This is a genomic window from Alteromonas sp. ABV4_515, from assembly GCF_056160345.1.
In genome coordinates this window covers 1-19,952 of record NZ_JBSWWZ010000001.1, presented here as the reverse complement: position 1 = coordinate 19,952, position 19,952 = coordinate 1, and the positions used below count along the sequence as shown (strand labels likewise).

The 19,952-nt window shown below is 46.4% G+C and carries 14 protein-coding genes; 7 read left to right on the top strand and 7 right to left on the bottom strand.

The features are described from left to right. Nucleotides 1-121 precede the first annotated feature (121 nt). The 3 genes from ACXAGX_RS00070 to ACXAGX_RS00060 are packed head-to-tail and all read left to right on the top strand — an operon-like array spanning nucleotide 122 to nucleotide 4,408. Nucleotides 122-1,951, top strand: a complete 1,830-nt coding sequence (locus ACXAGX_RS00070; protein ID WP_474821491.1) for an assimilatory sulfite reductase (NADPH) flavoprotein subunit — start codon at nucleotides 122-124, stop codon at nucleotides 1,949-1,951. Next, nucleotides 1,951-3,669, top strand: coding sequence for an assimilatory sulfite reductase (NADPH) hemoprotein subunit (gene cysI, locus ACXAGX_RS00065; protein ID WP_474821487.1), 1,719 nt, complete (start codon nucleotides 1,951-1,953; stop codon nucleotides 3,667-3,669). The genes ACXAGX_RS00070 and cysI overlap by 1 nt, the downstream gene beginning before the upstream one ends. Next, entirely contained in the window at nucleotides 3,662-4,408 is a 747-nt protein-coding gene (locus ACXAGX_RS00060) for a phosphoadenylyl-sulfate reductase (protein ID WP_474835915.1), read from the top strand. The genes cysI and ACXAGX_RS00060 overlap by 8 nt, the downstream gene beginning before the upstream one ends. 67 nt (nucleotides 4,409-4,475) lie before the next feature. Here the strand turns inward: ACXAGX_RS00060 and ACXAGX_RS00055 are convergent, their stop codons facing one another. Next, nucleotides 4,476-5,384 carry a TIGR03899 family protein gene (locus ACXAGX_RS00055; protein ID WP_474835914.1) on the bottom strand — a complete coding sequence of 303 codons (909 nt, stop codon included), beginning with the start codon at nucleotides 5,382-5,384 and terminating at the stop codon, nucleotides 4,476-4,478. A 131-nt stretch (nucleotides 5,385-5,515) separates the two neighbouring features. On the opposite strand from ACXAGX_RS00055, the gene ACXAGX_RS00050 reads away from it, so the two are divergent. Continuing rightward, nucleotides 5,516-7,759 carry a bifunctional diguanylate cyclase/phosphodiesterase gene (locus tag ACXAGX_RS00050; RefSeq protein WP_474835913.1) on the top strand — a complete coding sequence of 748 codons (2,244 nt, stop codon included), beginning with the start codon at nucleotides 5,516-5,518 and terminating at the stop codon, nucleotides 7,757-7,759. 361 nt (nucleotides 7,760-8,120) lie between these two features. Further along, a complete protein-coding gene (locus ACXAGX_RS00045) occupies nucleotides 8,121-8,432 on the top strand; it encodes a pyridine nucleotide transhydrogenase (RefSeq protein ID WP_070127611.1) in 312 nt (103 codons plus the stop codon). A 65-nt stretch (nucleotides 8,433-8,497) separates the two neighbouring features. Here ACXAGX_RS00045 and sthA read toward each other — a convergent pair whose 3' ends face one another. The 4 genes from sthA to ACXAGX_RS00025 form a co-directional block, all read right to left on the bottom strand. Next, a complete protein-coding gene (gene sthA / locus ACXAGX_RS00040; RefSeq protein ID WP_474821470.1) occupies nucleotides 8,498-9,922 on the bottom strand; it encodes a Si-specific NAD(P)(+) transhydrogenase in 1,425 nt (474 codons plus the stop codon). Between the two features lie 118 nt (nucleotides 9,923-10,040). Continuing rightward, a complete protein-coding gene (locus ACXAGX_RS00035; RefSeq protein ID WP_474835912.1) occupies nucleotides 10,041-11,897 on the bottom strand; it encodes a sensor histidine kinase in 1,857 nt (618 codons plus the stop codon). Next, entirely contained in the window at nucleotides 11,898-14,147 is a 2,250-nt protein-coding gene (locus tag ACXAGX_RS00030) for an EAL domain-containing protein (protein WP_474835911.1), read from the bottom strand. 160 nt (nucleotides 14,148-14,307) lie between these two features. Beyond that, nucleotides 14,308-15,435: an acyl-CoA desaturase gene (locus tag ACXAGX_RS00025; RefSeq protein ID WP_474821460.1), complete on the bottom strand. Its 1,128-nt coding sequence runs from the start codon at nucleotides 15,433-15,435 to the stop codon at nucleotides 14,308-14,310. 239 nt (nucleotides 15,436-15,674) lie between these two features. Here ACXAGX_RS00025 and fabR point away from each other — a divergent pair, with 239 nt between their 5' ends. After that, a complete protein-coding gene (gene fabR / locus ACXAGX_RS00020; RefSeq protein ID WP_474821457.1) occupies nucleotides 15,675-16,292 on the top strand; it encodes an HTH-type transcriptional repressor FabR in 618 nt (205 codons plus the stop codon). On the opposite strand, the gene trmA is transcribed toward fabR, so the two are convergent. Next, on the bottom strand, nucleotides 16,289-17,392 hold the full coding sequence (trmA, locus tag ACXAGX_RS00015; protein WP_474835910.1) for a tRNA (uridine(54)-C5)-methyltransferase TrmA: 1,104 nt from the start codon (nucleotides 17,390-17,392) through the stop codon (nucleotides 16,289-16,291). The two genes, fabR and trmA, sit on opposite strands and share 4 nt — an antisense overlap. A gap of 140 nt (nucleotides 17,393-17,532) precedes the next feature. Between trmA and ACXAGX_RS00010 the strand changes: the two genes are divergently transcribed. Continuing rightward, nucleotides 17,533-18,954, top strand: coding sequence for a DUF5610 domain-containing protein (locus ACXAGX_RS00010; RefSeq protein WP_474835909.1), 1,422 nt, complete (start codon nucleotides 17,533-17,535; stop codon nucleotides 18,952-18,954). Between the two features lie 67 nt (nucleotides 18,955-19,021). Here the strand turns inward: ACXAGX_RS00010 and ACXAGX_RS00005 are convergent, their stop codons facing one another. Beyond that, the gene (locus ACXAGX_RS00005) at nucleotides 19,022-19,498 is read right to left on the bottom strand and encodes an RNA recognition motif domain-containing protein (protein ID WP_474821447.1); all 477 of its coding nucleotides are present in this window, start codon (nucleotides 19,496-19,498) and stop codon (nucleotides 19,022-19,024) included. Nucleotides 19,499-19,952 lie beyond the last annotated feature (454 nt).

The following is a 19,952-nucleotide window of genomic DNA, read 5'->3' as shown; positions in this document are numbered from 1 at the left end:
TCCAGAGAGCGTAAATTTCACAGTTTTAGAAACTTTAGAGCATAAAAAAGTGTTATTTATTCTTTTCTCTTCTCAATAAAAATCGATACCTTTGACGGCATATTAAAAAGGTTAATTAACTATGTCAGTGAATTCTAATCAAAACGGAGCACCCGGTGCGGTGCTCAATGAGCAACAGTGGAATGCGATTACGCAGGCCATTGCAGGCTTAAACCGCGATCAGCTTACCTGGGTAAGTGGTTATGTTGCTGGTATGGCAGCAGCGCAGGGCGGAGCGGTTGCTCCCGCAGCAGCGGCGCCGGTAGCAGCTGCACCGGCGAATACACCAACGCTTACTATTTTGGTAGGTTCGCAAACCGGCAACGCCATGGGCGTGGCAAAAGGTTTCCAGGCGCAGGCTGAAGCAGCGGGTTACACCAGCAAGCTAATCAGCATGGCCGACTACAAGCCGCGTAGCATCAAAGGCGAGACGCACGTTGCGGTATTCGTGAGTACGCATGGTGAAGGTGATGCGCCAGATGATGCGATTGAATTCCATGAATTCCTGGGCGGTAAGAAAGCGCCTAAATTGGATGGCTTGAAGTTCGCGGTACTGGGTCTCGGTGACAGTAGCTACGAGTTCTTCTGCCAAACCGGTAAGGACTTCGATGAGCGTTTAGGTAAGCTTGGCGGAAAGGCCATCGTGCCTCGCCTTGATTGCGACGTAGATTACGAAGACGCTGCCAAAGCCTGGGGTGAACAATTAGTTGCGGCACTGAAAGACGATTTTGCGTCTGCCGGAACTCACGACGTGGTGACTGTTCAGTCAGGCGTTGCTGCACCATCTGGCGCAGAGCAGATGTACACCAAAAAGTCACCGTTTAAAGCCACGTTGATTGAATCGCAGAAAATCACTGGTCGTGATTCGGTAAAAGACATCCGTCACATCGAAATCAGCCTGGAAGATTCAGGCATTCAGTATCGTGCCGGTGATGCTTTAGGGATCTGGTTTAAGAATTCTGCCGAATTGGTTGCTGAATTCCTGGAACTCACAGGTTTGTCTGGCTCTGAAGAAGTGAAAGTGGGTGATGCCACCGTTTCATTAACTGAAGCACTGACCAGCAAGCTGGAACTGACACTAAGCTATCCAACGTTTGTAAAAGCGTATCAGGAAGCAACAGGCTCAGAAGGCCTGGCTGCGCTGATGGAAGATAAAGCGCAACTGCGTACTTACCTGGCAGAGCGTCAGTTGATTGATATCGTGCGTGAACACCCGGCGAAAATTGAAGCACAGGCCTTTGCTGATGCGTTCCGCCCGTTAACGCCTCGTTTGTATTCTATTGCATCCAGTCAGGATGAAGTAGAAGAAGAAGTGCATCTGACCGTGGCACACGTCGACTACGAAGCCTTTGGCAAACGTCACCAGGGGGGCGCATCTAGCTTCCTTTGTGAACGATTAGAAGAAGGTGCCGAAGTTGAAGTGTATATCGAGAAAAATGACCACTTCCGTCTGCCTGATAATGGCGACACGCCTGTCATCATGGTGGGTCCGGGAACCGGTATCGCACCATTCCGTGCATTCATGCAGGAACGCGACGCTCAAGGTGCTGAAGGCAAGAACTGGCTGTTTTTCGGTAACCCTAACTTCACCCAGGACTTCCTCTATCAGGTTGAGTGGCAGGGCTACGTGAAGTCTGGTCTGGTTGACAAGATCACGCTGGCATTCTCCCGCGATCAGAAAGAAAAGATTTATGTTCAGCATCGTTTAACTGAAAACGGTAAAGAAGTGTGGGAGTGGCTCGAAGCCGGTGCTCACTTCTATGTGTGTGGTGATGCAACACACATGGCAAAAGATGTTGAAGCTGCACTGGTTTCCATCATCCAGGAGCACGGTGGCAAGTCTGAAGAAGACGCCAAAGCCTATATTGTTGCTCTGCGCAAAGCCAAACGTTATCAGAAGGATGTCTATTAATGAGTAACGAAAAATCGCCATTTATCGTTGAAGGCAAACTGGCTGACAACGAGCGCCTGAAGCGCGAAAGTAATAACCTGCGCGGTACTATCGAACAAGATCTGAAAGACGATTTAACCGGTGGTTTCACAGCAGATAACTTCCAGCTGATCCGTTTCCACGGTATGTATCAGCAGGATGACCGCGATATTCGTGCAGAACGTGGTAAGCAAAAGCTTGAACCGCTGCACAATGTGATGCTGCGTGCCCGTCTGCCGGGTGGTGTAATGACCCCTGAACAATGGCTGGTTATTGACAAGTTTGCTGAAGAGCACACCATGTATGGCAGTATCCGCCTGACTACCCGTCAGACCTTCCAGTTCCACGGTGTACTGAAGCCGCACATTAAACTGATGCACCAGACGCTGAATAAAACCGGAATTGATTCTATCGCCACTGCCGGTGACGTAAACCGTAACGTACTGTGTACCAGCAACCCGATTCAGTCTCAGTTGCATGCTGAAGCTTACGAATGGGCGAAGAAAATTTCTGAGCATCTGCTGCCTAAAACCCGTGCTTATGCTGAAATCTGGCTGGACGGCGAGAAAGTGGAAACCACCGAGAAGCCGGTTGAGCCGATTTTAGGTGATAATTATCTGCCACGTAAGTTTAAAACTACCGTGGTTATTCCGCCGCAGAACGATGTTGACTTACACGCTAACGATCTGAACTTCGTTGCCATTGCTGAAGACGGCAAGCTGGTAGGCTTTAACGTGCTGGTGGGCGGTGGTCTTGCCATGACCCACGGTGATAAGTCAACGTATCCGCGAAAAGCGACTGACTTTGGTTTTATCCCGCTGGAAAATACGCTGGATGTTGCCGCTGCTGTTGTAACCACACAGCGTGACTGGGGTAACCGGGTTAATCGTAAAAATGCGAAAACCAAATACACCCTTGAGCGTGTAGGTGCTGATAACTTCAAAGCCGAAGTAGAAAAGCGTGCCGGTGTGAGCTTTGCTGAATCACGTCCATACGAATTTACTACCCGTGGCGACAGCTTCGGGTGGGTTGAAGGTATCGACGGTAACTATCACCTGACACTGTTCATCGAGAACGGTCGTATTCTGGACTTCCCGGGTCGTCCGCTGAAGACAGGTTGTGCTGAAATCGCCAAAATTCACAAAGGTGATTTCCGATTAACCGCCAACCAGAACCTGATCATCGCGGGTGTACCTGCTGATCAAAAAGCGGCGATTGAAAAAATTGCCCGTGATCACAAACTGATCGAAGACGATACATCGAATCAGAAACTCGATTCCATGGCGTGTGTATCGCTGCCAACGTGCCCGCTGGCAATGGCAGAAGCAGAGCGTTATCTACCAGAAGCGGTAGGCCGTATGGAAGGGTTACTGGCATCTCATGGCGTAGCCGACGACAGCATTATCTTCCGTATCACCGGCTGTCCGAATGGATGTGGTCGTGCCATGCTGGCTGAAATTGGTCTGGTAGGTAAAGGCCCGGGTAAATATAACCTGCACCTTGGCGGTAATCGTGAAGGTACTCGCATTCCTAAGATGTATCAGGAAAATATCAGTGAAGACGAAATCTTTACTGAACTCGATACCTTAATTGGCCGTTGGGCAAAAGAACGCGAAAGCGGTGAAGCGTTCGGTGACTTCGTCATTCGCGCGGGCGTTATTGCCCCTGTGGTTGACTCAGCAAGAGACTTCTATGAGTGATATCCTGACCGACACCACATCGAAGCTGACGCTGGACACCAGTGCAGCAGAGATTGCAGACATTAACGCAGAGCTGGAGGGCATGGACGCGGCTGGCCGTATTGCCTGGGCACTGAAAATGCTGCCCGGTAAGCCCATGATGTCCTCTAGCTTCGGCGCGCAGTCTGCCGTTATGCTGAAACTTCTGGTGTCAGCTAAGCCGGATATTCCGGTAGTGCTGACCGATACCGGTTATCTGTTCCCGGAAACCTACAAGTTCATTGATGAACTAACGGAAAGACTCAACCTTAACCTGAAAGTGTACCAGTCAGAGATGTCTGCGGCCTGGCAGGAAGCACGGTTTGGTCGACTTTGGGAACAGGGTGTTGAAGGGATTGAGAAATACAACCGCATGAATAAGGTTGAGCCCATGCAACGGGCGCTGAAAGATCTGGAAGTGGGCACTTGGTTTGCGGGTTTACGCCGCAGCCAGTCTGACACCCGCGAAAGATTGCCGGTGCTGCAAAGGGTAGGAAAGCAATTTAAGGTCTATCCAATCATCGATTGGTCGAACAAAGACTTGCACTACTACCTGAAAGAGCATGAGTTGCCGTATCACCCGCTTTGGGACGAAGGCTACGTGTCGATTGGTGACTGGCATACTACCCAGTCATTACAAGAAGGCATGAGCGAACAAGATACGCGCTTCTTTGGCCTGAAACGTGAGTGTGGATTGCACGAATTTGGTGACGGTATTTAACCTTCTCTAAGCGAATAAAAAAAGCGACCTTTCTACGGTCGCTTTTTTATTGCCGGTCATTTATTGGCTATTCGATAGTAAAAGGACCACTAAAGCGCTCTTTCAAAGCATTTACGTACGCCGCTGCGCTCTGTCGGGATATGAGTCTAGCGAGTTCAGCCCCGGTACTGGTAAACTTATAATACACCAATGCTAATCCTTGGCGGTTCGGCACAATATGAAATGTTTCCTGGCCACATCGCCATTTAATGCTTTGGCCTTGTTCTAATTCACCACTTTCAATTTCACTGGCAAAAATCAATTTCATATCGGTTAGAGCCAGTATGTCGGGATAACTCACGCCGTAACTGGCCAAATTCAGCGACTCGGGCTGTCGCTGGCCGAGAAACGCCCAGAAGCCGGGCTTCTGATGGTAACCGGTGAGAATACGAGGCTCACTGTCGCCTTGTCGAACGCACGACAACGAAGCTGCTCTTGAGAATATGGCTGCATCTCGTTGAGTAAGCGCCTTCAATGTTTCCAAACTGCGCAGCGAGAATGAACCCGGCTTACTCACTTCCACCGCAAATATTTTGCCCCACAAGGTCTGCATTGCGGGTGAGTAAATATTTTCAGCGAGTTGCGAGAAGGCGTAGAACCAGTCTGGATCGACCATTTCTTCGCTTGTCTCAGTTAGGCCAACGCCCATTGCCGCTTCCATTACGGCTTGCAGATTACGGATTTTTGCTAACGCCTGAATGTCGTTTCTACGTTTAATAGCTCGCTGCCGGGTGTCTTCATCCGGCATGATCATCGAGGGGCTCACCCCAACTCTGGCGAACAGCGACTGGATGCGCTGAACATTGTCTGTTGCAGAGCGCGAAGCAGAGCTGCCGCGTTTCACATTCTCTGATGCGCTGCTCTGTGGCGCTTGTTTTAACGCCGCTGTGCTTACAGGAGCAGCGGCGGAGGAATTACCCGAATCAGTGACTTTCATAGCTAAGAATTAGAATAAGACGAATATCAACTTTACGCTTCACATTCTTACTAAGCAAATCGCCCATTAACTTGCAAATACGCAACTACCGAGTAGGCTTAAGTTAGGTGGTAAAAAAGGATGGATAATGAATGTCATCGGCAAGTTACGACAATGATGAACTGGTTTTTTTAGATGAGGAAGCGCATCCAGAGCTCGAACCTCAAACTTATAAGGAATGGAATGTTCTGATCGTTGATGACGATGAAGAAATTCATACCGTAACCAAGCTTGCACTCGCCGACTTGATCATCACCGAACGGAAGTTGCACTTCATGCATGCCTATTCAGGTGAGCAGGCTAAACAAATCCTTAAAGAAAATGGCCGAGATATTGCGATAATTCTGCTTGATGTGGTTATGGAATCTGACGATGCGGGTTTCCTCGTGGTGCAATATATGCGAGAAGAGCTTGGCCTGTCTGAACCACGAATTATTCTGCGCACCGGACAGCCGGGTTATGCCCCTGAAGAGTTTGTCATTCGTAATTACGACATTAACGACTACAAGACCAAAACGGAGTTAACGCGCAGTAAATTACTGACTACCGTGTATGCCTCCTTGCGTTCATACCAACAAATTCTTACCATTAACCAAAGTCGGTTAGGTTTACAGAAAATCGTAGCGTCTGCGGCGAACTTGCTTGAAGAGCATTCGGTTAAAGGGTTTTGTGAAGGTGTAGTCACGCAAATTAGTTCGCTCCTTGGTTTAGATGCCGAAGGGTTGGTGTGCGCAAGAGCCGGGTCCGTTCTCGATAGAGATGATAATGGTGTGTATATTCTGGGTGCTGCGGGCGATTATGCATCCTATATCAATGAGCCTGTTGACGTAATTTCCGATCCGCTTATTGTCGAAAACATCAGTCGATGCCTGCGCTTGAAGCGCCACATTCTTGAAGATGGAAACTCAATACTCTATTTAAACAGTTCAGGGTTTGAAGCCGCTGTGTTTATGAGTATGAGTAAAGAACTCACTGTGGTAGACCGCCAATTACTCGAAGTCTTTTTATCTAGCATCTCGGTGGGCTATGAAAACGTAAATCTGTTTCATGAACTCCGCAACGCGGCTTTCCGTGACTGGCTAACCCGTTTGCCCAACCGCAACGAGTTTATCAACTTACTAGATCGCCCCTCAATTCTTGGGGTCGCCGATCTATGTGTGGCGCTTATCGATATTAATCACTTTTCCGATATCAATGATGGTTTGGGTCAGGAAGCGGGTAACCAGTTACTCAAAGCCATCGCTGAGCGGCTTGAAGCAAGTTTTGATGAGCGAGTCATTAAGAGTCGAATTGGCGGCGATGTTTTCGGGTTAATTGGTTCTGATACGCAGATTTCACCTCAGACAGTTAATGCGGTGTTCGCAGACAGCTTCGTCGCCGGAGACAACGTGCTACCGGTAAATATCACCATTGGCATGTATCGCTCGGGTCCGCAAAAATGTGCGGGTATTGAAATTCTAAAACGTACCAACATTGCGCTTAATCGGGCTAAGAAGAGCACGTCCGACAATTACGAATATTACCAGTTAGAGTTTGAGCGAAATACTACCCGTCAATTAGCTATGATCAGAAAACTACGTAGCGACTTCCAGGCTCGTTTGCTGGAGTTGTGGTTTCAGCCTCAGGTTGATTTGGTAAGCGAAGAGGTTGTCGGTGTGGAAGGCTTACTTCGCTGGCCTGACGGGCAGGGCGGATATGTTTCTCCGGCGGAGTTCGTTCCCCTTGCAGAATATTCCGGTCTCATCGTCGATATAGGCTATTGGGTGTTAGAAGAAGCCTGTAGGCGTATTAACTCGCTAACGGAGTTGGGTTTTGACAAGGTACGCATGGCGATCAATGTATCTATCCCGCAGTTTCGTGATCGTCATTTTGTTGATCAAATCAAAGCAACGTTGACTAAGTACGGTTGTGCGCCGCATCGCCTTGAGCTTGAAATTACTGAGAGTGTGGTAATGGATGAGCCCCAGATTGTCATTGACGCGCTTACCGAACTGAAGGCTTATGGTGTTGCCACAGCCATTGACGATTTTGGAACCGGCTTTTCTTCCATGAGTTATCTGCAGAAGCTGCCCTTAGATAGGCTAAAAGTAGATCGTTCATTTGTTATGGATCTTAAGCCCAAAGAAAATGCCGTGATCGCTGAAACAATCGTGACGCTAGGAAACAAACTCGGTTTAATTACCATTGCCGAAGGTGTGGAAAAGCGTGAGCAGGCCAGCTTCATGATAAAACTGGGCTGTGACGAAGCGCAGGGATATCTATTTGCTCGGCCTATGCCGTTCGACGATTTACACCAGTATTTGCTCAATAAGCAAACTGTAAACGCGTCCCACTAAACAGGTATGGTGCTTGGTTCAACAGTATGCGTATTTATACTTTAGTGGCGGGATAATTTGGTATTTTTAAGACCGGATCGCTAATCTGCTCAGGATTTCAATGTAGGATTAACGCAATAGACGCTTGTTTTTAAGAATTTGGCAGTGTTATAAATGTGTAAATTATAACGCTTTTTCCTAAATTTACTGACTATTAAGGTAGCGTGAGCGCACGCTTGTCAGGCTTCTAGTCGATTTTTTGGCTAATATGTCAGTTTGTCATATTCCTGTAATATTCGCGTGATCCAAATTTGACGGATTTACGTTTCTACAGTATGCTGAATCATAACAGTAGTATCCACTGTAACACAGGAGTAATCACATGCGTAAATCACTTATTGGCCTGTCGCTTTTAATGTCGTTTGGCGTTGCGCATGCGGAGTCTGGTAACAGCCAGCTTTTCGAATGTATGGATGCGAAATCTTTCGAAATGAATAACCAATGTATGTCTGATAAAATCAGCAACAACATTCGTTACCGCGATGCACAACAACAAGTAACAGAGCAGGCGAGCGAAAACTTTGGCGACTATGCTATTGCAACAATGACTTTCGATGCTGAAAAAATGCAAATCGATATCGTTGCGCACAGAGACGCACTGCAGGCAAAAAACAATCTTGCGATGAATCAGTAAGGTTTATCCAGATAAAAGAAACCGGCTCAAAAAGCCGGTTTTTTTGTATCTGATTAAAGCTGAGCTTAGAAAATACGATTCAGACCGTTAAGGGCCGCTACCCGATATGCTTCCGCCATGGTGGGGTAGTTAAAGGTGGTATTAACGAAATAGTCCAGCGTATTGCCACCATTCTTCTGTTGCATAATAGCCTGACCAATGTGCACAATTTCTGAGGCACGTTCACCAAAACAGTGAATACCTAATAGCTCTTTGGTTTCCCGGTGGAACAAAATCTTCAAACTACCAACCGTTGTAGATGCAATCTGTGCTCTGGCCAGATGTTTGAACTGCGCGCGACCCACCTCATACGGGACTTTCATTGCGGTTAGCTCTTGCTCAGTTTTACCTACAGAGCTAATTTCTGGAATGGTATAAATGCCGGTAGGAATGTCTTCAACCAAACCGGAGTTTGCTTTGCCAGAAAGCATCGCTTCCGCTGCAGAACGTCCTTGATTGTATGCTGCAGATGCCAGGCTGGGATATCCGATAACATCACCTACCGCGAACACGTTCTCAATGTCAGTGCGGTAATTCTCGTCTACCCGTAACTGACCGCGAGAGTCGGCTTTAAGGCCAATCGCGTCGAGGTTAAGCATATCGGTATTACCTGTTCGACCATTAGCGAACAACAGGCAATCCGCTTTCATGCGCTTTCCTGATTCAAGTTCCATCACGACACAGTCGTCATGGCCCACTACCGACTTGTAGGTCTCAGTGTGTCGAATCACAACGCCGTTGTTCCAAAGGTGGTAGCTCAGTGCGTCAGAGATCTCAGCGTCGAGAAACGATAGCAATCGATCGCGCATGTTGACCAGGTCGACTTTTACGCCCATACCGCGGAAGATACTGGCGTACTCAGAACCGATTACACCGGCACCATAAATGATGATGTTCTGTGGCTCATGTTTGAGTGACAAAATGGTATCGGAGTTATAAATGCGCGGATGATCGAAATCGATGTCTTTCGGTGTGTAAGGGCGAGAACCCGTGGCGATAACAATTTGATGTGCAGTAATCGTGTCTTTCGAACCGTCAGGGCGTACGATCTGCAAAGTGTGGGCGTCAACAAAACTGGCTTCACCGTGGATCAAACTAACCCGGTTTCTGTCATAAAATGAGGTACGTAAACGAGACTGCTTTTTCACCACGCCACTAGCGTGTTTCATAATGTCCTGAAAGGTGACATGACGAGCAACCTGATTTTCAGAAAATAATGAGGTTGTATTATATTCAATTAAACGGCTAACCGAGTGACGCAATGCTTTGGATGGAATGGTCCCCCAGTGCGTACAGCCTCCGCCAACGGCTTCATATCGCTCGATTACCGCGACTTTTTTGCCTGCTTTGGCCAGTTGCATTGCCACACCCTCGCCGCCAGGGCCCGTGCCTATTACGATTGCATCAAACTGATAACTGGGGTCTGCCGCTTTGGCTGCTTTTTTAGTCATAATTTATTGTGCTCACTGTGTCTGGATCCCGATGAATTCCGGAAGGTACGTTGCTGGTACGGTTGGAGTCTTACAAAGTCTAGCAACATTTTGATACGAAAGACAAAGTTTAAGCGTATCAATCCTGGTTATCGGGCATCTCGTGTTGTGGTGCGGAAGTAACTGGAAATGTCATCACAAATTCGGTTCCTTCATTCTGCTTTGTTGTGAACACGATGCGACCACCAAGCACGCTCACCCATTGATGTACGAGATGCATGCCGAGGCCGGTGTTACCATCATTTCTTGCGGTGGTAACGAAGGGGTCAAACAGATGGTCTTGTACCTCTTCAGCAATGCCGCTGCCGTTGTCTTTTACTCTAATTTCAATGCTGTCTTCTTTGTTAATGGCGCTTACCACGACTTCCCCTCTCGGCATGTCGGAAAAGGCGTGATGGATTGCATTGGTTATCAGGTTCTGCAGAATTTGAGAAAACAAACCTGGGAAACTATTTAGCTGAATGTCCTCGGGAATGTTATGGGTGATGGATACTCGACGGCTACTCGCTTGCGATTCCAGCGTTCGAATCAGATCCGTAATCACCTGCATGAGGTTAAATCTAACGGGCGATTCACTGCCCCGGTCTACGGCTAAACGTTTGAACCGTTTTATTAGGTCTGTAATGCGCTCCAGGTTATGCCGCGATATCGTGAGTGATTCTTTTGTCGCTGACAGGTAATTATCTAACTCCGAGCGGGTAAGCCCGGACGAAATTTGCTGCTCTAGCCGCTCAAGTTTATTTTCCAATGTGCTAATACACATTGTTGTGCCGCCCACAGGCGTACTTAACTCATGGGCGACGCCCGCAACCAGCATGCCCAAGGATGCCATCTTCTCAGACTCTACCAACTCGTCTCTTAATTTGGTTTGACGCTCAAGGGCGGTCTTTAATTCTATTTTTTCTGCCAGAAGCTGCTTGTTTAATACGTTTACGTGCTCCTGATGACGAATATCTCGCTGAATAAATAATGCGATTAATGCAAATGTACCCAAAAACGTGAGTATGGCTGGCAGCAATGCATCTTTCATTAGCAGGGTATAGTATTGCCCCGGCGTACGGGCAAGAATATACAGCTCTTCGCTGCTGAAGGTGTGTTTCATGCGAATGGGTAATAATGCGGCGCTAAAGATGGCATCATTTGCCCCTCGTTGCAGCGACAGTACATGATGCTCAGCCAATCGTTCATAGAGTTCGGGTTGCGATAATTTAAGGCTTGCTGGCTCGATGTTCTTACTTGACGACCATTCAAGGCCACTGTCAGGGTTAATTAGCCACTGCGTTTCACCTGCCGCGATGAGCAGTTGGCTTTGTGGCTTTTCAAAATTACGCAAACGTTGGAACAACTCGGTCATGTCGAAGTTAAATACCAGAAACCCTTCTCCCAACGGATGTCTCGGAAAAGTATGTAGGCTAACCCGAATTGTAGGCTGGTAAGGTAAGGTAAGTCGGCCATTTTCAATGTTAAGGTCGATGGACGATAAACTGATCCCGCCGGGAGACGTTTCTTTAGCCTGAATAAAATAATAACGGGATGATTTATCTTGTAGTTCGTTCTCCGGCACTATCTGGCCACCATTTTCGGTAAAGTTAACTCGTATGGTTTCTTTCCCGGTTAAATCTATCCATCGTATTTGCGAAACATTGTTTAAAACACTGCCTATACGCAGAAAAATTTCTGCTCTGGAATTGTCATCATTGTCATAATCGATGGCTTCCATGAGGTGTTCGTTGGCAAGCCGAATGATGTTAGTGATATCGCCCATTTCCTGGCTAATCACGGAGTTAACCGACGAAATCATTGCCGCGTGATCGGCTGACAACTGCTCCATAGATTCACTATGAAACCATTGATACACAATGTAGCCAGTTGATAGAGACAGAAATAAATTTGCAACGTAAAAAAGACTGGCTCTCCGCCAAAGAGAACGATTCATTTAACCTGCCTTTTTCAGCCAATCAATCAATGCGGGCAGCGGCAGTGGCTTACTGAATAGAAATCCCTGTCCTGTTTCGTAGCCTTTATTAATTAGCGCGTTGCGTTGAGTCTCGGTCTCAATGCCTTCTGCAATGATCTTGAAATGACATTGGCGCGACAAACGATAAACCATATCCAAGATATGCGTATTCGAATTACTTTCGCTCGACATCAAGGTATCGACGAAGCTCTTGTCAACTTTCAACGTCGATGCTGAAAGCGTACTTAAGTGAGCAAGTGATGAGTAGCCGGTACCGAAGTCATCGATACTTATGGTAATTCCCATATTGATCAGTGTTTCCAGAATGGGATTTATGCCGTCATAATCTGCCATCGCCTGCGTTTCGGTAATTTCTATTTCTATCTGCTCAGGCGTTACCTGGTGCCTTGCCAAAAGCTGCTCTAAGTGAGGAATAAAAGTGGGCGACATGACATCCGCATGGGTAACATTAAATGCTACAGCAAAGTGGTTGCCCGACTCGGCAAGTTCTCTTGCTGCACTTACTGCCAATTCCATCACCAAGCTGTCGAGTTTGGTGATAAGGCCTGAGGCTTCTGCAAGGGGAATAAATGCACCCGGAGGCAACACTTCGCCTTCTTGGAATTGCCAGCGTAGAAGTGCTTCAACCCCCACTGGGCGACCGTTGTGTAAGTTAACCTTAGGTTGGAACTCAAGGAAAAACGCGGAGCCATCGTCTAGCGCGTCTGAGAGGGACTTGAGTAATGTATGCCGGGCGTTTATATCGTCAATATGTGCTTTTGTGATGGCATGAAGGGCGCCCAATTTTAGCCGCGGGCTATTGTGTACAAGTTGGGCTGTTTTAATCGACTTTTTCAGATCTAAAGCATCGAGATCCTGAACACCAACATGGCTGATGTTGATTGAGATACGCTGCACAACACCATCAATGGCAACCGTTTGAGAGGCCAGTCTATCCAGATTGCTTTCTTGTGCCAGGCGAGCAGTTCGATAGAGAATCGCGAAACATCCATCCTCCAGGTAGCATATCGTCATGGCTTTTTGGCAAGTGGTTTTAATATTTTCCAAAACCGTAGACACAATCAGCGAACTGAAATTGGTTCCTAGTGTGATTTCAGTAGTAGAAAAATCAAGGATACTTAAGAATACCAGAGAGGTTGATGTTCTGTCGTAGGTAGACATGCTGCTAATTTCGCGCTGTAACCAGTGTTTATTGGGTACGCCGAGCGCTTCATCATAGTAGGCCAGCATGGAAAGTTTGTTCATGAGCGCCAGGTTAACGAATCCATTACTGATGTTTTCACTGAAAACCATAAGCAGCGTGATGTGGCTGGGCTCAAGGGGTTTTGGTGACTTTACAACAATAAGATACTGATTGTTGTCTACGTCTGCTGTATCGAAATAGAGAATTGACCAATTTTCAAAAAATTGATGTTCATGATGCGCGAGCGCTTCATTAATCGCGTCGATGAGGCCAGGTTGTTCAATGTATTGTTGCTCTTCCAGCAAGTTTGCCAGTAATGGCGAATTTGATTGCGAGAATTCTCCAGATGTCGCAACCACCTCACATTGCTCGAGGGAGGCCATCGATGGCCTGCTGGCGCACACCATGCCACCCGTGTCGGGAATGCCTATTACGCGCGACACTTCTTTCAGTACCGTGTAGGTGAAATCGCTGACATCCTGCTTCGATGTGAGAGCTCGGGAGGCGTCGACAATCATCTGCAACCCACGTTTTGCAATAAAGAGCTCAGTCAGATTCGACCAGGTTTTAATATTGCTTGAAACGATTCCGCGAAGTTTCTCTTCGGTTAAATCAACTTTATTCCAGTACTCATCAATATCATATTCTTTCAGCGTGTCTTGACGAGGCGCCATACCGGGTTGACCGGTCAATAAAATAATTCTTACCCGGGAGTTTCCCAGTATAGTGCGAATGGTGTTAACCAGAAAAAGGCCCGCATTGTCCTGCTCCATCACGACATCAAGCAGTATTACCGCGATGCCATCATTCTCGGCAAGCACAGAGGAAGCCTGTGCTGCTGAGTTGGCAGTGAGAAATCGAATGGGGCGACCTCGCACGGTTAACCCGTTGAGACCTAACTTCAAAGATTGCTGATAACCAGGGTCATCTTCAACGCTGAGTACAAGCCATTCCGCTGATTGGCTAGACGTGTTTGATGTGTCTTCCGCTTCAGGAGTGAAGGTAAAGAGTTGTTCTTCGGTCATGCATAATCCGTACAAATATCTTAATTGCCTGGACTCTTAATTCCGCTACTAAATGCAGAAAACCGCAAGAGTGACTCATCACCTAATTGTTACTTATATTATTGATTTTGCAACAGTCAGAATATAAAAACGCCGCAAGAAGCGGCGTTTTAAGTTAAAGCTATGCAAGTTGTGGTGTAAGTGTCTGTAACTGGAGCCACTTTTCTTTCTGAAGCGCTAAGGCATGCTTCAGTTCTTTATAATGAAAGTCGATTTCAAGGCGCTCAACGCTACGTTTTAAACACCGTTTACGAACGTTCATAAGGCGTTTTTTCGCTGCGTAATAGGCAGACATCTTTTGCACCAGCAAGTCATATTCTGCCTGCACTTTCTGTAGCAATTCATCTGCATCAGGTAGTGCGGAAAGTCGCTGGCTGGCTTCCTGCAATTGCATTGCTGCCCGGGCCTTTTCAATTCGCTCTTCAGGCACACGGCGTAAGTTAGTGGTTAACCCAACAAAAGACAATCCACGGATAAGCCATTTTGTTGGATCAAACTGCCACCAATGAATGCCATTTCTGTAGTCGTATTCAAAGATATGGTGGTAGTTGTGGTAGCCCTCACCAAATGTGAAGAAGGCCAGAACGCCGTTATCTCGCGCGGTATTTTTATCGGTATATGGCTGACTACCCCAAAAATGGGCCAAAGAATTTATAAAGAAAGTGACATGGTGCACCATGAACAGGCGGAATACACCGGCGAACAAAATCATGCTCAGCACGTCACCGTTTATCCAGCCCAGTAATCCGGTTAAACCAAAGTTCGCAACCAAAACAATCGGCAGATAATATTTGTGCTGCCACATCACTACAGGATCTTTTTGTAAATCCCTGCAATTGCTGTAGTCGTCATAGCGATGCTTTTGGTACTCCCGAAGCATCCAACCCATGTGAGCGAACCACAATCCTTTTCTGGCAGAGTAGGGGTCTTTATCGTTGTCATCGACATGACGGTGGTGCACACGGTGATCAGACGACCAGTGCAGAATACTGTTTTGTAGTGCCATCGCACCACCAATGGCCAGAATGATTCTTACCGAAATATGGGCATCGTAAGTTTTATGTGACCACAGGCGGTGGTATCCCGCAGTAATCGACATCCCTGTAAAATAAAAAAGTACAATAGCCGTAACGATTTCAACAGTGTCGAATCCCATGGTGACTGCCCACAGAGGCACCGCCAGTAGAGCGATCGCGCCGGTGACTACGAAAACAAGAATATTGGTGAGGATAATAGGTGGTTTCTTCATCTTAACAACTCGGCTTACAACTGTACGCTAATTTAGCTTTTTCCCATACCACAGGCAAGGGAAAACCAATATTTTAAGCAATAAGTATAGTGCACAATGCATGAGTTGCTGCTTTTGTAAGGCAAGGATCGGCGGTCTATTTGTTTTTACTTGGAATATTTTTAATCAGCATTTCTCGCTGCCAGTCTGATTCGGTTACACTAGCCATGGAAAGTTGCACGCGTATAAAGGAGTTGACGTTGAATCGTCAGGAGCAAAAGCTAAAAACCCGCCAGAGCATTATTGATGCGGCATTCGGATTACTGGATGAACAACGCAGCCTGTCGGCCATCAGTCTGAGGGAAGTTTCCCGGGCAGCTGGTATCGCGCCTACCTCGTTCTATCGTCATTTCAAAGACATGGATGAGTTAGGACTTACTCTCGTCGATGAAGCCGGTTTAGCGCTGCGACAACTCATGCGTCAGGCCCGTCGCAGAATCGCGTCTGGAGGTGGGGTTATCGATACTTCCGTCGATACCTTTATGGAATTTATTACCGGCAATACCAACGTGTTTCGTTTACTTTTGCGTGAACATACCGGTACTTCAACGGCATACCGCATGGCCGTATTACGTGAGATCCAGCATTTTATCGAGGAACTTTCCGACTACATTGTAGAAAGTCAGAACGTAGAGCATCACCTTGCGAGTTTGCAGGCAGAAGCCATGGTACGGTTGGTTTTCAGCGCTGGTGCCGAAGCCCTGGAAGTGGATGTCGCTTTGCGTCAGGAAATTGGAAACAGGGTAAAAGCGCAATTAAGATTTGTGCAACTTGGAGCGAAGGTGTTTCGCCCCAGAGGAGAAAGAAGTAAAGTCTAGACCGGCTTTTTAACCAGTTTTACGCCAGCTTCAATGTGGTGAGTAAAAGGGAATTGGTCAAACAGGGCGGTTGCAACCAGTTCGTGGGTTTGCGTCAGCGTTTTCAAATTCTCCGCCAGTGTTTCAGGGTTGCATGAAATGTAAATAATTTCAGGGTAGTCCTGAATCATCTTCAATGAATCTTCATCTAAGCCTGCGCGTGGTGGGTCTACCAGTACCGTCGTGAAGTTATAAGCTTGTAAGTCGATACCGTTAAGCCGTGAAAATGTTCTCCCCGTCTTCAAGGCTTCGGTAAATTCTTCTGCCGACAAGCGTACAATATCCACATTATCGATTGCGTTCACATCAATATTAAATTGCGCTGCATTAACCGATGGCTTGGCGATTTCGGTGCCAATCACTCGTCTGAACTTACTGGCCATGGGCAAGGAGAAATTACCAGCACCGCAGTACATTTCCAGTAAATCACCGTCACTGGTTCCACATTGCGACATTGCCCACTCGATCATCTTGCAATTAACTTCAGCGTTAGGTTGAGTGAAGCTATTTTCTATGTGCTTGAACTGATAAGTGCGCGCATTTACTGGTAACTCTTCGATAATAAAATCATTACCTAGAATCTTCTTCTGTTTTCTGGCTCGGCCAATAATATTTACAGTGCCAAAGTGCTCAGATAAAAACGAGCGGAGGTTTTCAGCGGCAGCTTCCCATTCTTCGTCTAATTGACGGTGGTATAAAAGGCTGATCACCAGTTCTCCAGATAACCCAGTGAGGTAATCAATTTGGAACAACTTCTTTCTAAGAGTCTTCGACGGACGCAGCTGACTGATCAGTATGTCCATTGCCTCATTAATGGTTTGCGGTGCCGGAGCAAAACTATCAACCCGATACTTCTCCTTTGTTTCACTGTTAAACATAATGTGAAAAAGGTCGTCGCCTTCGTGCCATACCCGGAATTCAGCACGCATGCGGTAGCCTGTTTCTTTTGAAGGAATTACAACCAATTCATGGTTGCCGAACTCATTCAAAAGATGACCTAATCTGCCTTTCTTTTCTTCAAGCTGTGTCAGGTATTCGTGGCTGTGCATAATCGTACTCATTGGTTAATACTTCATTTGTTTCCGGGCTGCGCATTGTAGTGTCTCTGCAATATAGTGCAATCACTGTTCTGAGATCGTATTAAAATTAAACAAATTCGAAAAGGTGCCGATAAAGAATTGAGGTTAGTGAGGACATTATTATGAACGTGGGTGAAATTAAGGCATTTGTTAGTGACAAGACGCCACCTGTAAAAGAGCAGAAACCAACTGTTTCTGAATCAACAGGCGTTGAAGATCCGAATAAAGCTATTCAAAAGCAGTTACAGCAAGAAGGACTCCGTCAAGCTGCAGAATTTCAGCAGCGCAATACGGCGATGGTGAGTGTGAGCAGTTCGCAAACCACCATTGGTCTCAAAGTCTATAGTTCGTCAATGGAGCAGGAAGTTTCTGTTGATGGTCAACGTGGAAAATTTGCCAGAAAAAGCGATGACAAGGGCGAGCAAAAGCAAGCATCGTTATTTGATTTTGAAGAAGTGGCAAAGAACGTTATGAAATTTGTGGGTGGCGTTATTCAAGGCGCAGCCAGAGGCGGAGCCGATGATGACAAGCTTAACAGTCTGTTTTCACAGGCACGTGAAGGCGTTGCTCGCGGAATAGCGATGGCTGAGCGTGATCTTGGTGGAATGCTAAACGACGAGATCGCGACTGGCATCGGACGCAGCCGGGATCTAATTTCTAATCGAATTGATGAGTTAGAGTCTAACTTACTGGGGCAAAATCAAGACCCTGCACAGTTATCAGCGCTCGAGTCGTCAATGGAGATGAGAAGTTCGAATTCTGAATCAGCGAGTTTAATGATACGCACTCGGGATGGTGATGAGGTAACGCTAAGCTTTGAAAGTTTGCGGCAGTTTCAGTACCAGAATCAGCAAAGTTACAGTGCGACAGTCATGCCCGGAATAGGGGATAGCGATGAGCAATCTATTTCGTTGGCTGCCGAAAAAACTGAATCCTATGCGTACTTTGACCGACAGGGGATCAGTTTTTCACTCAAAGGCGAACTTGATGACGGTGAGTTAACGGCAATTGCAGATTTGGTAGGCTCGGTAAATGATCTTGCTGATACCTTTTTTGGTGGTGACATCGATAAGGCCTTTGAAAAAGCGTTAGAGCTTGGCTTCGATGATCAGGAACTGACCGGCTATGCATTACAACTTAATAGAGTTCAGCAAACAGAAGTCGTGAAGACTTATGGTGCAATACAACATTATAGGGAAAATGACACTGGAGCTGCCCATGGAGACGAAGCGCGTCCGGTTGCTCAGTATTTGGATAAAATGCTTAATGTGTTTGAATCAGCAAGGCAGCAACTGGCTTCAGGTGAAGACTTTAATGAATTGATTAGCGGCCTCATTAATGAAATGAAGGAAGTGCAGGTTCCAGATTTATTGTCAGCGATTAACCGTTTTCACACGTTTAACCAGCGAGTGTTAGAAGCGATGCCGAATGAACGTGAACGAATTCAACCGGATGATCGTCAAACCATTCAGCCAGCAGAACCACTGAAATCCAGTGGTCGGGAAACAATTCAACCGATAGAGCCGGATACCAAGAGTAAGTAATAAAAAGAAAGGCACTCATTGAGTGCCTTTTTTATTTAATACAGATCAAGCTAAAAATCGGAGACAGTTATTCAGTCTCACCCTTTTCTCTGGCTGCACGTACTTTTAACGTACGATCCAAAAACACCTTATCATTGAGTTCGATAATTGCCTGGTCGACATCCTGGGTAATGACTTCAATAAAACCATAGCCTTTACGTTTACCCGTTCGGCGATCTTTCATTAAGCGAACACTCTGTACCTCGATAAAACCTTTGAAATAATCCTTAACTGCATCTTCGTTCGCTTTATATGGCAAGTTACCAACATATAAAGTGGCCGTTTCTTCGGATGTCTTAGTTTCGACATCAGAGTTAGCCGAAGCTGAAGTCGAAGACTTACTAAGAAACGATGCAAGCCAAGGTGTAACGATACCGCTTATTAATAGAGAAGCTGCAACTGTCACAGGTAAACTCGCTTCCAGAGAACCGGAAGAGAAAACAATATACCCAGCAATTGCAAATACCGCGCTAATAATTGCGCATTGAATAAAGCCTACTTTCATAAACCTACCTTTAATTATTTTAGTGAAACTCGTGGAGGCTGCTTACAGTTTACTCATTTGTAACAATTTGGACAATGGTCTGTTGAAATAGTAGACGAAAGACCAATGAAAATCAGACTTTTGTTGGAAAACTAGGCATTTGAGTGCGAGTTTCGAGAAAAAACGATAAAAAGTTGAAAAAGGGGTTGACGAAAAACCTCTGGAGCGTAGAATGCGCACCACTTCGACGGGGAACGTCAAATGGACCACGAAGAAGTCGTTATAGGAAGTTATCTTAACCTCAAATAACGGTTTTCAGCCAAAACAACTTGCGAAATAAACTCTCAAAAAGATGTTGACACTGAAAACGAAGCGCGTAAAATACGCGTCCCGCTTCGGGGTAAAGCTTCGAAGCCGCTAAGTAGAGCTTTTAAATAAGCACTTAGCATTGTTCTTTAAAAATGTATAACAAGAC